This is a genomic window from Shumkonia mesophila, assembly GCF_026163695.1.
In the GTDB taxonomy this organism is placed as follows: domain Bacteria; phylum Pseudomonadota; class Alphaproteobacteria; order Rhodospirillales; family Shumkoniaceae; genus Shumkonia; species Shumkonia mesophila.
Map to the genome: position 1 here is coordinate 302,848 of NZ_JAOTID010000003.1, position 12,627 is coordinate 315,474.

At 63.4% G+C, this 12,627-nt stretch carries 13 protein-coding genes; 11 read left to right on the forward strand and 2 right to left on the reverse strand.

Annotation, left to right across the window (positions count from 1 at the left end; genetic code table 11):
* Positions 1 to 12: 12 nt before the first annotated feature.
* Both ODR01_RS07955 and ODR01_RS07960 read right to left on the reverse strand, forming a co-directional pair.
* Positions 13 to 534, reverse strand: a complete 522-nt coding sequence (locus tag ODR01_RS07955; RefSeq protein WP_316977102.1) for a tripartite tricarboxylate transporter TctB family protein — start codon at positions 532 to 534, stop codon at positions 13 to 15.
* A gap of 39 nt (positions 535 to 573) precedes the next feature.
* Positions 574 to 1,569, reverse strand: coding sequence for a Bug family tripartite tricarboxylate transporter substrate binding protein (locus tag ODR01_RS07960; RefSeq protein WP_316977103.1), 996 nt, complete (start codon positions 1,567 to 1,569; stop codon positions 574 to 576).
* Between the two features lie 550 nt (positions 1,570 to 2,119).
* Here ODR01_RS07960 and ODR01_RS07965 point away from each other — a divergent pair.
* The 11 genes from ODR01_RS07965 to ODR01_RS08015 all read left to right on the forward strand — a co-directional run bounded on the left by ODR01_RS07965 (position 2,120) and on the right by ODR01_RS08015 (position 12,623).
* Positions 2,120 to 2,878 (forward strand): FCD domain-containing protein, encoded by a 759-nt coding sequence (locus ODR01_RS07965; RefSeq protein WP_316977104.1) that lies wholly within the window; start codon positions 2,120 to 2,122, stop codon positions 2,876 to 2,878.
* A 31-nt stretch (positions 2,879 to 2,909) separates the two neighbouring features.
* Entirely contained in the window at positions 2,910 to 3,449 is a 540-nt protein-coding gene (locus ODR01_RS07970; protein ID WP_316977105.1) for a 4Fe-4S dicluster domain-containing protein, read from the forward strand.
* Between the two features lie 28 nt (positions 3,450 to 3,477).
* Entirely contained in the window at positions 3,478 to 4,941 is a 1,464-nt protein-coding gene (locus ODR01_RS07975; RefSeq protein WP_316977106.1) for a hypothetical protein, read from the forward strand.
* A gap of 38 nt (positions 4,942 to 4,979) precedes the next feature.
* Positions 4,980 to 6,281: an NAD(P)/FAD-dependent oxidoreductase gene (locus ODR01_RS07980; RefSeq protein ID WP_316977107.1), complete on the forward strand. Its 1,302-nt coding sequence runs from the start codon at positions 4,980 to 4,982 to the stop codon at positions 6,279 to 6,281.
* Positions 6,275 to 7,000: a 4Fe-4S binding protein gene (locus ODR01_RS07985; protein ID WP_316977108.1), complete on the forward strand. Its 726-nt coding sequence runs from the start codon at positions 6,275 to 6,277 to the stop codon at positions 6,998 to 7,000. The genes ODR01_RS07980 and ODR01_RS07985 overlap by 7 nt, the downstream gene beginning before the upstream one ends.
* Before the next feature lie 9 nt (positions 7,001 to 7,009).
* Positions 7,010 to 7,666: a hypothetical protein gene (locus ODR01_RS07990; protein ID WP_316977109.1), complete on the forward strand. Its 657-nt coding sequence runs from the start codon at positions 7,010 to 7,012 to the stop codon at positions 7,664 to 7,666.
* 22 nt (positions 7,667 to 7,688) lie between these two features.
* Complete coding sequence (locus ODR01_RS07995; RefSeq protein WP_316977110.1) at positions 7,689 to 8,687, forward strand: PdxA family dehydrogenase; 999 nt, start codon at positions 7,689 to 7,691, stop codon at positions 8,685 to 8,687.
* 346 nt (positions 8,688 to 9,033) lie between these two features.
* Entirely contained in the window at positions 9,034 to 9,249 is a 216-nt protein-coding gene (hemP, locus tag ODR01_RS08000; RefSeq protein ID WP_316977111.1) for a hemin uptake protein HemP, read from the forward strand.
* Positions 9,250 to 9,467: 218 nt separating this feature from the next.
* Positions 9,468 to 10,724, forward strand: coding sequence for an SLC13 family permease (locus ODR01_RS08005; RefSeq protein ID WP_316977112.1), 1,257 nt, complete (start codon positions 9,468 to 9,470; stop codon positions 10,722 to 10,724).
* A 212-nt stretch (positions 10,725 to 10,936) separates the two neighbouring features.
* The gene (locus ODR01_RS08010; RefSeq protein WP_316977113.1) at positions 10,937 to 11,959 is read left to right on the forward strand and encodes a tripartite tricarboxylate transporter substrate-binding protein; all 1,023 of its coding nucleotides are present in this window, start codon (positions 10,937 to 10,939) and stop codon (positions 11,957 to 11,959) included.
* Positions 11,960 to 12,116: 157 nt separating this feature from the next.
* Entirely contained in the window at positions 12,117 to 12,623 is a 507-nt protein-coding gene (locus tag ODR01_RS08015) for a tripartite tricarboxylate transporter TctB family protein (RefSeq protein ID WP_316977114.1), read from the forward strand.
* Positions 12,624 to 12,627: the final 4 nt, after the last annotated feature.

A 12,627-nucleotide genomic window follows, 5' to 3' on the forward strand; every position in this document is an offset into this window, starting at 1 on the left:
GTGCCGTCGTCCTCAGAACATGTCTTTGAAGATGCCGAGGGGGAACTGAACCTCCAGGACACCGTGGAACAGCTCGTATATCGCAATGGGGAGGACGACGACGAAGGTGCCGACAGCCTTGTAGCGGCGGTCACCCCAAAGAAGGGGAATTGCAGCGCAGGCAATGACCATGCCGCCGAAGATTCCGAGCCAGTTGATGGACAACGCCGCTACCACGAGGATCGCCCCAGTGTAGTAGACTATCGGCTTGATGGGCTTCTTGGATTTTTCTGTTCGCGTACGGCTCTCGAAGACGAGGACGACGGCGAGGAAAATGAGGGTTCCCAGCAGCAATTGCGGATACGATTCGGGAGGCACGCCCTGGGTCAACGCCGAAGGGACCTCGTCGAAAGTAGTGGTGATCCAGAAGAAGATGGCCGAAAGGACGATGACCGTGACGGCCACCTTGTCGTCGCCCCGCAGCCGGGGGCGGGCCGGAATTTCCGGCCCTGCCCCTTTGGCGGGAGCGTTCGACAGAGGTTGTTGATCGCTCATGAGATGCTTCTTATTCAATAGGGTTGCGGAAGGGGCGCGCTACTTGATGAAGCCCAATTCCTTCAGCTGGGCCTGGGTCTCTTCGTAGAGGTCCTTCATCTGCGCTTGCCATTCCTTGGCGCCGACCACGCTGTCCGGGCCCAGGCCAACGCTCTTCAGGTAGGTCTGGAAGACGCTGTCCTTCATGCTGCCCATCAGGGCCTTTTCCAGCACGTCCACCCGATCCTGCGGGGTGCCCTTGAGGGCGACGACGCCGCGCACCGTCGACATCTTGACCGGGATGCCCAACTCGCCCGCGGCTGCGGTGTTCGGGGTGATGTCCTTGCGCTTCATGGTCAGCGACAGGATGGGCTCGATCTCGCCGGCCTGAACCTGAGCCTCGGCTTCCGAATAGTTTACCACGCCGACGTCGACGTCGCCGCCGATCAACGCGGTGGCGATATGGGCGCCGCCCTTGTAGGGAACGTAGTCGAACTGGAAGCCGCCCTTAACCTTCTTGGCGAAGGAGGCGATGGCGATGTGGTCGACACCGCCGACCTGGGTGCCGGCAACCTTGAGCTTGCCTTTCTGGGCGGCTTCGATCATGGCCTTGGCCGAGGCGTACTTGCCCTTTTTGATCATCAGGTACTGGGGATCGTCGGTCATGCGCGCAATGCCGACGAGGTCTTCGAACTTAACCTTCACCTTGCCCTGGGCGATGGTCGCCAAGTGGCTCGGCGTGATCGCCAGAATGGTGTAGCCGTCGGCGGGCTGGCTTTCCAGGAAATTGATCGACACAGCGCCATTTCCGCCCGTCTTGCTGAGCACCACGAGGTCCTGCTTCAGCGCGCTGCGGGCTTGCAGCAGCATCATGCGGACCGAAACGTCGGTGCCGCCACCGGCACCCGCATGGGTGACGACCTGGATCGGCTTGCTGGGAAACTTCTCTTGCGCCTGCACGGGGCCGGCCACCAGGCCCACGGCGAGAGCCATGGAAGCGCCAACCACGCAGGCGCGCCGCGTCAGGCGATGTTTGTGAAGACTCCGTTCCGTCATCTTACGTCCTCCTTGTTAAGCAGAGTTAAGCTAAGACGCTGTCGAATTCCGTGCCTATGTTGTCGTCCCGGGCATTCTTACCGCCATGCCGCGCCAAAAGCCGTCCCGCTTCATGAAAGCGGAGCGGAGCGAGTCTGCATCGTGGCGTCGGCTGAAAGGGCAGGCAAACCGTCCCCCTGTTGGTCATAATTTTTCCCGAAATCTTGCCAACCGCCGGGGGAGTCTGTCAATAGTTGATTGTCAACGATTTTTGCGGAGGTGGAGTCTCACGGTGGGCTTGGCTTGGCGCGTCCCCGCACTTTGCATGCGACGACCCATAGGTACTGGAAAACCGCCGCAATAGCCTTACAATCATTGTGGCGACACGGAATCGCGCCAAGATTGGCCGAGAATCAAGGACTGCGGCGATGTACGCGTGCCGTTTGGGAATTCTGCGCGCCCGCGTCGAGGTTTTCCGCATCGTGGGAGTTTGCCGTCAAAATAGCAGATCGTTAACAGTTGACAGATTGGGGAAGATGGGTCAATTTTTGACCCTCAGGTGAAGGATTCCATGAGCACAATTCGATCAATATCGTCGGTAACGCAGGCCCCGGAGCAGAGTCTGAAGATCCTGCGCACGCAGTCGCTTTCGAGCGTCGTCTTCGAGAGCCTGGAACACGCCATCCTCAACGGCGAGATGGAGCCGGGGGAACGCATCAACGAAACCGCGATCGCCGAGAAATATGGCGTCAGCCGCGGTCCGGTGCGCGAGGCATGCCGCCGGCTGGAAGAAGCCGGGCTGGTCGACTTCATCGTCAACCGTGGCGTCTTCGTCAAGAAACTGGCCTTCGAGGATGCGCTGGAGATCTATCAGATCCGGGCGGCGCTGTTCGCCTTTGCCGGGCGTATTCTGGCCCAGCGCATCACCAACGATCAGATCGCCCAGCTTTCCCGGCTGATCGAGGACATGGAGGCGGCGTCCGCTCGCCAGGCCCCCGATGTCTATTATGCCCGCAATCTGGAATTTCATGCCGCGCTGATGCGCTTCACCGGCTATCGCCGGCTGGTCCGTTTGTATGAGGGCCTCAACAAGGAACTGCATGTGTTCCGCCGCCGCGGTCTCAACGAGGACGCCAACCGGCGGGCCTCCTGCGACGAGCACCGCCTCATCGTCGACGAGTTGAAGGGCGGCAATTCGTCCCGCATTGCGCGCGTCATGCGCACGCACAGCATGGCGGGGATCAATCGCACGCTTCGGGCCATGGACCTGCCGGCCGAGGAACGGGCGCGGGCGTCGGTGGACTGGAGCGAAGAAGAAGACGTCGTCTAAGAAGAAAACATCCGAGTGAAGGAAAACATCCATGAAGGTTATCGCAGTGCACGTGGACCGCTGCACGGGGTGCAAGACCTGTGAGCTGTTCTGTGCAACCGAACGGGGAAGCGAAGGCAAGACCCTGCTGAAGGCGGTCCAGGAAACGCCGCTGCCCCAGGCGCGGGTGCGCGTCGAAGGGGGGAACGGCATTTCGGTGCCGCTTCAGTGCCGCCATTGCCTCGATGCGCCCTGCCTCGACGCCTGCCTGACCGGAGCGCTTACGCGCGACGAGGAAACCGGCATGGTCTGGGTCAAGGACGACCGCTGCATCGGCTGCTGGACCTGCGTGATGTTCTGCCCCTACGGCGTCATCTATCCGTGGGCGGAGCGCAAGATGGCGCTCAAGTGCGATCGCTGCATGCACATGGAATCGTCGACCTGCGTCGATGTCTGTCCGACGCGGGCGCTGGAAGTCGTCGATGTCGACGATCTCGGAGAAGTCTTTGCCGAAAGGCGGCGTGCCGCAGCCTCGGTTGCCGCCGCCGTCGCCGGCAAGGGCGGCGCCGTGGTTCTCGACCTCGCGGAATAACAACAAACTCATTGGGCGGATAGAAGTCATGGAAAGCATTCACATCAAGACGGTGGACCCGATCAGCCAGGACCTGCTGCGCTCGGCGGCGCGGCGCGGCATCGACCTCAACTGGGAACGCTATGAAAAGCAGCAGCCGCAGGACGGTTTCCTGCGCACCGGCCTGAGTTGCCCGTACGGCTGTTTGCAAGGGCCGTGCCGCATCGATCCGTTCGGCCGCGGCGCCACCAAGGGCCTCTGCGGCCTGGAGCGCGACGGCATGGCGGCGGCGTTGCTGCTGCGCCTTTGCGTCAATGGCGCGCTGGAAGCGGTGAATCTGTCCGGCAAGACCGGCGGTTCGGTGGGGCCGGCATGGCCGGCCGCCCTTGCCAAGCCGGCAGCTGCGGCATTGAAGAAGTTGGGCGGCGGCGATCTGTCGTCGGCCGAGATTTTTGCCGGTGTGGCGGCGCTGGCCCGCCCGGCCGAAGGGGCGCCGGCCTTGGTTCGCCGTGCCCTGCGACTCGGCCTGCTGACCCTCGGTCTTGCCGGCGTCCGTCCATCGCGGGCGGCGAAGAAGCCGGCTCCCTTCTCGGTCGGCTATGGGGTGTTGGCCGGCAAGGCGGCCACCGTTGCCGTCTGCGGCCAGGCGGCTCCGGATTTCGTTGACGGTCTCGTCGCCACGGCCAAGGCTTCCAAGGCCGCCGTTCGCGTGGTTTCCCTGGGAAGCTGGATCGGCGGCAAGGCGCTGCTGCCCATGGCCTGCACCTTCGGCGAGGCCGAACTGGTGATCGCCTCGGGCGCCGTCGATGCGGTGGTCTGCGGCCCGGTGGCCGGCGCCGCGGTGCCGGCACTCTGCGCCCAACTGGGCATTCCGGCCTTCTCTGCGGCCGAGGCCGATGCCAAGGCCATCGTGACCGCCGCCGTCAAAGCCAAGGCAAAAGGCGAAAAGGTCCTCAAGGACGATCCGGCCGTCGTTGGCGACGGAGAGGTGATCTCGGCCGAGACGCTGGCGGCCGAACTGAAGGCGGACAAGAAGGCGAGCCTCGCCGTCATCGGCGGCGTCGATACGTTGCAGTCGTCCCTCGGGTGGCTGCCGACCGAGTTGCCGCCGGCGCTGGCTGCGGCCAAATGCAAGGTGGCAACCTGGGGGGACGCTGCCCTGTGGATGGCAAAACGCGGCTTCGCCGGCGGCAATGCCGGCGTTCAGGCCCGCGTGCTCGACGGCGCCCGCGGGGCGCTGGATGCTCTCGACGCGGCTGTGGCCGCGGGGGGCCTGTCCAGGCTGCGCGGCATCGGCTTCACCGGCCTGGGCGGCGCCCGCGATCTGGCGTCGGCATTGGGCGCGGCGGCCCTGGGTGCACGCGTCTGCGTGGCGGTGCCGTTGCCGCTCTGGGGAAGCAGCGGGACCCGGGATGCTCTGGCGGCCGCCGTCGAATCCTGTGGCGGCTCCTTTACCCACTTCGATCATCCGGCAACAGCCGACGAGGTCCGTGCCTGGTTCATCAAGCGCTAAGACCGCGAAGACGGAATTCAGCGCGAAAAGGAAACGTCATGCACGAGGTCACTTTCGATCTGGTGGTTGTCGGGGGAGGCGCCGCAGGCTTCAACGCGGCCCTCGCCTGCCGGGCACGATATCCCGGGAAGCGGGTCGTGCTGGTCGATCAAGAGCCCGAGGTCGGCTACTACCGTACTCTTCTTCCCATGTTCATGGCCGGCAAGTTGCCGGAGGAAAAGCTGTTCTTCTGGCGGCTTGGCGAGGATGCGGCCCTCGACGTTCGCCTGGGCGTCAAGGTGCGATCGCTCGATCGCCAGGCCAAGCGCCTGGTCCTGGAGAACGGAAAAACGCTGGGATACCAATGCCTGATCCTGGCGCCAGGAGGCCGGCCGGTGGTGCCCCCGGTTTTCGAGCGCTCGGTCACGCCGGACGGGGTGTTTCCCGTCCGCAGCCTGGGCGTCGCCCGCGAGATCAAGGCGTGGCTACCCAACCACCGGGACATCGTCGTCCTCGGCGGCGGTCTGGTGGGGTCCAAAACCTCGGTCTTCCTGCGGTTGGCCGGGTTTACGGTCACGCTGGTCGAACGCGAGGCCCACATCCTGCCGACCGTGCTTTCGGCCAACACCGCCCGGCCGTTGCAGCGCCACCTGGAGAACATGGGAATCAGGGTCTGCACCGGCACGACGATTGACAAGTTCAAGGCCGATAAAAAGGGCGCCGTCAGTGCGGTCAGGCTGGCCACCGGCGAGTGGGTGCCATGCGGCACCTTCCTGGTCGGCATCGGTTCGACGCCGGATGTCGGTTTCATCCGCGACACCGACTTGATGCGGGACGGCGAGCTGGTGGTGTCAACCACTCTGCAGACTGTCGACCCCGCCATCTTCGCCATCGGCGATGCCGTCGCCATCCAGACGCCGGACGGTGCCCGCGCCCATCCCTGGACATGGCCGCAGGCGGTGGCCCAGGGCAAGCTGGCCGGGACCAATGCGTTCAGTGCCAGCCCGCGGCCGCTCAAGCGCACGACGCGGGTCAACGCCCAGAACATCTCGGGCGTGCCGCTGATGATCCTGGGCGGTCCCGGGGTCGGTTCCTCGGTCGAAGCGCGGCCGGGGCCGGGCGAGGGCATCTGGCGGGAATTCTTCCTGGATGACCGCCGAATCGTCGGCGGCGCCCTGGTTGGCGACATCGCCGGCGCCGGGCCGTTGCATTTCACCATGGCCAATGCCGAAGACATTTCGCAGCGCGTTGCCGACCTTCTGGCGCCGCGCACCCGGGCCTTCCGGCCGTCCGCATGGACGCGGCTGGGGCAATCCCAACGGGCCAGAAATTTCGCCGTGAAAGAGAGCACACCATGTTGATCCATGAAGAAGTCTGCGTCGGGTGCGGGCGCTGCCAGCCCTATTGCCCGGAAGGCGCCATCGGCTACCAGGGACTCAAAAGTGTCGTCGATCAGGTGGCATGCGTCGAGTGCGGGACCTGCCTGCGCGTTCATATCTGCCCGGTCGACGCCCTGTACGAGCACCCGCTGGTGTTCGAGTATCCACGGGCTTTGCGCAAATTCTTCAGCGATCCCGCCGCCACCCACAAGGCAACCGGTATTTCCGGCCGCGGCACCGAAGAGTCCAAGACCAACGACGTGACCAACAGGGTGGGTCCAGACGAGGTGGGCATCGCCATCGAAGTGGGGCGGCCGACGCTGGGCATGAACCTGCACGACGTCCAGAAGATTTCGCGCGCGCTCGCCAAGGCCGGCATTACCGAGATCGAGGAATGCAACCCGATCCATTCGATGTATGCCAACCCCGAAACCGGCGACCTCAAGCCCGAACTGCTGGACGAGAGGGTGCTGTCGGCGATCATCGAGATGTCGGTGCCGTTCGAAAAGGCGGCGCTGGTGCTGCGCACGGCCAAGGAGGTGGCGAAGGAGCTCGATTCGGTCTTCACCCTCGACATCTTCTCGACCTTGGGGCCGAACCTGACCATTCAGCAGCGCGTACTGGATCTTCTGAAAGCCGAGGGCCTGCCGTGGCGGCCGAACGCCAAGATCAACATGGGCCTCGGACGACCCTCGAAATAGGACAATGCCATGACACACAGTCTGCACCGCGAGGGTGACCTCGAGAAACTCGAACGCGATTTCTGCGTGTTCATCTATCCGGCCCGCGGCTTCAACAACGTCGGATCGGGGCCGAAAGTCAGCAAGCTGTTCGAAATCTTTTACGGCAACGATGCTTCCAACTGCTCGTCGACGTCGCTGCGCGAGAACCTCTACAGCAAGGTCACGCCGGAAGAGATGCTCGAGGCCATCAAGAAGGACGCCGACAGTGCGCGCGCCTATGCCACGTTCAACAGCCGCGAGAAGGTCAAGAACCTGCTGATCCAGATGAAGAAGGCCGATCTCGGCATCTCCATCATGGTCAGCGGCATGATCGACAAGGTGCGCGAAATCACCGCCGAGGCCGGCCTCGATCCCCATACCATCAACCTGTCCCTTGGCGTCCACGGCCGCACCGACCTGCTGCCGCCGCCCGACATCCGCCAGTTCACAACCATGTGCGGCCACGCCGTGGTGTCGCCCCACCTGGTGCGCCAGGCGATCCGCAAGGTGAAAACCGGCCGGCGGTCGTTGTGGGATGCCAGCGTCGAGTTGGCCAAACCCTGTGCCTGCGGCATCTTCAATCCGCATCGCTCGGCCGAGCAACTCCGCGACCTCGCGCCAATCTACACGGTCAGCCGCTGGTAGCCGGAGAAAGAGGGGGAGCATCATGACCGCTGAACGTCCACGGGTCGCCGTCACCATCGGCGATCCGGCCGGGATCGGGCCAGAAATCGCCCTGAAGGCGCTGACCCATCGCGAACTCTACGACTTTTCCATCCCCGTCGTTTTCGGCAACGTGAAGGTGTTGGAAGCCAACCGCGCGGTGGCGGGCGTCACGTTGCAGATCCGCGCCATCTCTGACCCAGGCGAAGCCCGGGGCGAAGCGGGAACCGTCGACGTCGTCGATGTCGGCTCGCTGTCGATGGCAGACTTCAAGGTGGGTGAGGGCAGCGCCATTACCGGCGCCTTCAGCGGCAAATGCCTGGAAACCGCCATCGGTTGCGCCAGGAAGGGGGCCGTGCGAGCGGTGGTCCAGGGACCGGCCAGCAAGCAGGCCCAGAATGCCGGCGGCTACAAGTTTGCCGGCTTCCGCGAGACGGCCAACGCCATGGCCGGCTGCGACGACACCATCCTGATCACCCTGGGCAAGGTCTACAACCTGACGCGGGTGACTACCCATGTGCCGCTGAGCGAGGTTCCGCGGCTGTGTTCGCGCCAAGCCGTGCTTCGCGTTATCCAGCTGACGCACAAGGGGATGAAGGCGATCGGCTACGAGCGGCCGCGCATCGGCGTCGCCGGCCTCAATCCGCATTGCGGGGAAGGCGGCCTGATGGGCCGCGAAGAGATCGAACAGATCATTCCCGCCATCGAGGACGCCCGCGCCGAGGGGATCGCCGCCCTCGGGCCCTACCCGGGCGACACGGTCTTCCTCAACATGAAGGCCGGGGAATTCGACGTCATCATCTCGATGTATCACGACCACGGCAATGCCTGCATCAAGCTGGCCGAGTTCGGAACCCTGTTCAACCTGCTGGCGGGGGCACCGTTTCCCATCCTGACGGTTCATCACGGCACCGCCTTCGATATCGCCGGGAAGGGCGTGGCCGGAGAAACCAACCTTCTTTACGCGCTGTACACCGCTGCCGGCCGCAAAGTTCCGGCCTGATCCCGCCGGCCCAAGCGCCCCATCGGCCCGCTTGTCGGACCGGTGGGGCGTTTTGTTGTGCGCCGGCGAAGGGCGAGCCCTCGGGCGAACCGGTGCCCGGGCCTTTTCGTATTTCGAGGAAGCGAGCCTTGAAAATGATAATGCGATGCATTAACGTTGCTCGTAGGATTAGTGGGGAAAACGGCCCAACTATTTAGAATGATTATAAATTAGATGAAACGAGACGATAAAAAGTGAAGACGAACGAAGAAATAGTGGCGAGCATGTCCTTTCTTCCGCTTGCCGCCGTGCCAGCAACCGGGCGGGTTCCGGGCGAGGGCGGGGAGGGTTGAGGATGGAGCGGGATATGAAGGAACGACGAGGCGAGGCGTCCGATCCGACGAAGGGGTGGACGGGCGACGACCGGTGGGCGGTGTCTTTCACGGACTGCGCCTGCGGCCGGCCGCGGGTATCGTCGAAGGACCTGTTCCCCGACGGCCATACGGAAATCTGTATCGAGCACGAGGGAATGGAATACTGCCTGCGTATTACGAAGCAGAAAAAACTGATCCTCTATCGCTAGGCGGATGACGGGTCCGGCGAAACGCCGGCCCGGCATCCTCTAGACCCACCAGCCAGCCAGCCACCTATTCTTCCCCCTGGCAGCCAGCGAGCCGGTGACTGCCCCGGACCTTTCGGGGCAGGAGGCAGCGGCTTTCGGCCGGCATGAAGAAATGCCGTGATTCGTGGCCTGTCGACTGGTAAGCCAGCGTCCGCGACCGGGATGATCGGTGGGACGGCATGGAACTGGATTGGCTGGTCATTGGTGTCTTCGTTGTCGTCTATCTGGGAATGGCGCTGGGCCGATGGCCGGGGCTCGCCATCGATCGGACCGGAGTCGCCATCATCGGCGCGATCGTGCTGGTCGTCTCGGGCGCCGTCCATGGTCAGGCGGCTTTCCGCTTCATCGACTTTCCGACCATCGCGGTGCTGTTCACCCTTATGGTCATCGCCGCCCAATTCGCCGCCAGCGGTTTTTTCGAATGGATCGGCACCGGCATCGCCCATGGCCGCGTCAGCCAGAAGGTCCTGCTGTTCCACGTCGTTCTGACGGGCGGCGTGCTGGCCGCGCTTCTGACCAACGACGTGGTGGTTTGGGCGATGACTCCCGTGCTGGTGCAGGGGCTGCTCCGGCGCGGCCTCAACCCGCGACCCTATGTCATTGCCCTGGCCTGCGCCGCCAACGCCGGATCGGCGGCGACCGTGATCGGCAATCCGCAGAACCTTTTGATCGGCGAGTATGGGGGACTCGGCTTCTGGCCGTTCCTTCTTGCCTGCGGCATTCCGGCCGCGATTTCGCTGATGGTGGTTTACGGCGTCATCCTGAAGGCTCCGTTTGGCATCGGCTCGGCGGCGGCGCAGACGCCGGCCGAGGATGACGCCGGCCGATCGGCGATCCTGAAGCGCGAGCCGCTGGCGAAGGCGCTGGCGGCGACGGTCGCGCTGGTGATCGTCTTCTCGGTGGCCGAGGATCGGGCGACCTGGGCCCTGGCTATCGCCGGCGCCTTGCTGCTCAGCCGCAGGCTGGCGACTCGGCAGATGCTGAGCATGGTCGACTGGCACTTGCTGCTGCTGTTCGCCGGGCTGTTCGTGGTAACCGGGGCGCTGGGTGCCAGGCCGGCGCTGATCCCCGGCGTCGTCCTGGCGCCCCTCTCTGGGGGGCCTTATGGAACCGAGGCCCTGGCGGCAGTGGCGCTGGCCGGCAGCAACACCATCGGCAACGTGCCCCTGGTGGTGTTCCTGCTGTCGGTAACCGGCGATTGGACCGACATGGCGCTGTATTCCCTGGCGTTGTTTAGCACGCTCAGCGGCAATTTCCTGATCGTCGGTAGCGTCGCCAACATCATTGCCGTCGAGCGAGCGCGGGCCCTGGGCGTCACCATCGGTTTCGTCGACTACGCAAAGATCGGCGTGCCGGTCACCGTGCTTAGCCTGTTGGCAGCCTATGCCTGGATCCGTCTGGTCTATCCACCGTTCGCCGCGATGATTGGCACATAATTGAATTTTCGCGCGGTAATCCGCTGTTTTACTCTGGAAAGATTGCGAGTAGCATTAACGCGCAGGAAGGTTCTTTCTCTTTGCTGGCTAAACCCAGGTTCCGGCGAAAGGTCGGTGGCACTGTAAACAACATTGTCGACACGAGTGTTGGCAATTTACCGGCTGGGTGCTAAACTCCCCGGCGCTTATTCATGTTCAGGAGGGTTTCCTCGATGTCTGATGTGTTCTCCACGGTCTCCCGGCGCAGCCTGCTGAAGGGAGCGACGGCGGTGGCCGGCGCCGCGGCGCTGGGTTCTTTCCCGTTGCGCCAGGCGAAAGCCGAAAAATTCCCGTCGAAAAGCATGCGCGTGGCCATCCCGACCGGCGAGGGCGGCGGCGTCGATGAAGCGGCGCGGGCCTTTACCAGCGTATGGACCAAGAAGCTCGGGGAGAGCTTCGAATATAGCTATTATCCCGGCGCGTCGGGACAGGTCGGCTACGAGATTTTCGTCAAGAAGCTGGAATCCGATTGCCACACGCTGCTGTTCGGCAACATCGGTCCGGAAATGATCATGTATGCCACGCAGAACCCCGGCTACAAGTTCCCGGACGATTACATCTATTTCGCCAGCATCGATGTCGACGACTCGGTCATCTGGGTCGGCAAGAACAGCAAATTCCAAACCATCCAGGCGTTGGTCGAGGAAGGCAAGAAGCGGACCGTCAACTTCTCGACCAGCCGTTTGCCGCATCCGTCGAGCCTGGGCGTCCTGGCGTTGGCCGAGGCAACCGGTGCCAAGTTCAAACTGGTCCCCTATGGTGGCGGCAATGCCGCCCGCTCGGCCGCCATCACCGGCGAGGTTGACGCCTGCGCGACGTTCATGAGCTCGTCGTTCAAGTTCGTCGACCAGATCAAGTTCCTAACGGTCTTTGCGGAAAAGAACCGGATGCCGGCATTGACCGGGAACGCGCCGACGGTGAACGCGGCGTTCGGAACGAAGATTCCGGCGCTGACGGGCAACCGGGCCTGGGCCATCCAAAGCAAGGCCATCAAGGAATATCCCGAACGCTACGAGATCCTGAAGAAGACCGTCAAGGAAACCTTCGAGGACCCGGCCTACCGCAAGGAAGTCGAGAAGGGAAAGACGCCGTGGGAGTTCGCCGAGTTTGCGGACGAAGCGGCGTGTACGCAATCCGCCCAGGAAATCATGGCGATGGCGGCCAAGTACAAGAGCCTGATCACAGCGACGAAGTGACGTTGCCATTGCGTGGGTCGCCGTAAAGTGGCAGCGGCGGCCCGGCGCGATCAAAAGCCGATGGGAGGAACACTCCCGTCGGCTTTCTGGCTTACCCGCGAAGGGGCGGGGCCGCCACGCTCGTCCCGCGGGCTATTTCAAGAGAAGGAAACGAAAGATGAAAGCGGGTGACAAATCGGAAACCGGCAAGGTGTCGGTGGGCGCGGAACTGATCATTCCGATCGCCAGCCTGCTGTTTGCAGTCTATTACCTGACCTCCATCTGGAACATCCGTTGGGAAGCGCAGGTCAACGGCTTCTTCCATTCCACGATCCTGCTGATCCTGATCGTGGCCTTCCTCATCAAAACATTCGCCCGGATCGCCCGCGGTGAGGCGGATCTTCGATTCGGTGAGCGCTTGGGCACCACGGCGCTCCTCAAAAGCCGCCTGGGGCTGATTGGCATCACGGCGGTTTTCGTCTTCACGCTGCCCTATCTCGGGTTCACGCTGGGAACGTTCCTGTTCCTGCTCGCCACGATGCTCTTTTTCGGGATTCGTTCCCGCAAGCTCCTCATCCTGGTGCCGCTGTGTCTGGCCGCCGGTGGATACATTCTGTTCATCGCTGCGCTGAACGCTCGCTTCCCCCGAGGCGTCATCGAAAATCTTTTGGCCGCAATTTCCTGAGCCG

Excerpts from the sequence above, each read along its gene's own strand:
- ODR01_RS07955 (WP_316977102.1), bottom strand. The coding sequence starts at position 534 with ATGAGCGATCAACAACCTCTGTCGAACGCTCCCGCCAAAGGGGCAGGG.
- ODR01_RS07960 (WP_316977103.1), bottom strand. The coding sequence starts at position 1,569 with ATGACGGAACGGAGTCTTCACAAACATCGCCTGACGCGGCGCGCCTGC.
- ODR01_RS07985 (WP_316977108.1), top strand. The coding sequence starts at position 6,275 with ATGTTGATCCATGAAGAAGTCTGCGTCGGGTGCGGGCGCTGCCAGCCC.
- ODR01_RS08010 (WP_316977113.1), top strand. The coding sequence starts at position 10,937 with ATGTCTGATGTGTTCTCCACGGTCTCCCGGCGCAGCCTGCTGAAGGGA.
- ODR01_RS07995 (WP_316977110.1), top strand. The coding sequence starts at position 7,689 with ATGACCGCTGAACGTCCACGGGTCGCCGTCACCATCGGCGATCCGGCC.
- ODR01_RS07990 (WP_316977109.1), top strand. The coding sequence starts at position 7,010 with ATGACACACAGTCTGCACCGCGAGGGTGACCTCGAGAAACTCGAACGC.
- hemP (WP_316977111.1), top strand. The coding sequence starts at position 9,034 with ATGAAGGAACGACGAGGCGAGGCGTCCGATCCGACGAAGGGGTGGACG.
- ODR01_RS07970 (WP_316977105.1), top strand. The coding sequence starts at position 2,910 with ATGAAGGTTATCGCAGTGCACGTGGACCGCTGCACGGGGTGCAAGACC.
- ODR01_RS07980 (WP_316977107.1), top strand. The coding sequence starts at position 4,980 with ATGCACGAGGTCACTTTCGATCTGGTGGTTGTCGGGGGAGGCGCCGCA.
- ODR01_RS07965 (WP_316977104.1), top strand. The coding sequence starts at position 2,120 with ATGAGCACAATTCGATCAATATCGTCGGTAACGCAGGCCCCGGAGCAG.
- ODR01_RS07975 (WP_316977106.1), top strand. The coding sequence starts at position 3,478 with ATGGAAAGCATTCACATCAAGACGGTGGACCCGATCAGCCAGGACCTG.
- ODR01_RS08005 (WP_316977112.1), top strand. The coding sequence starts at position 9,468 with ATGGAACTGGATTGGCTGGTCATTGGTGTCTTCGTTGTCGTCTATCTG.
- ODR01_RS08015 (WP_316977114.1), top strand. The coding sequence starts at position 12,117 with ATGAAAGCGGGTGACAAATCGGAAACCGGCAAGGTGTCGGTGGGCGCG.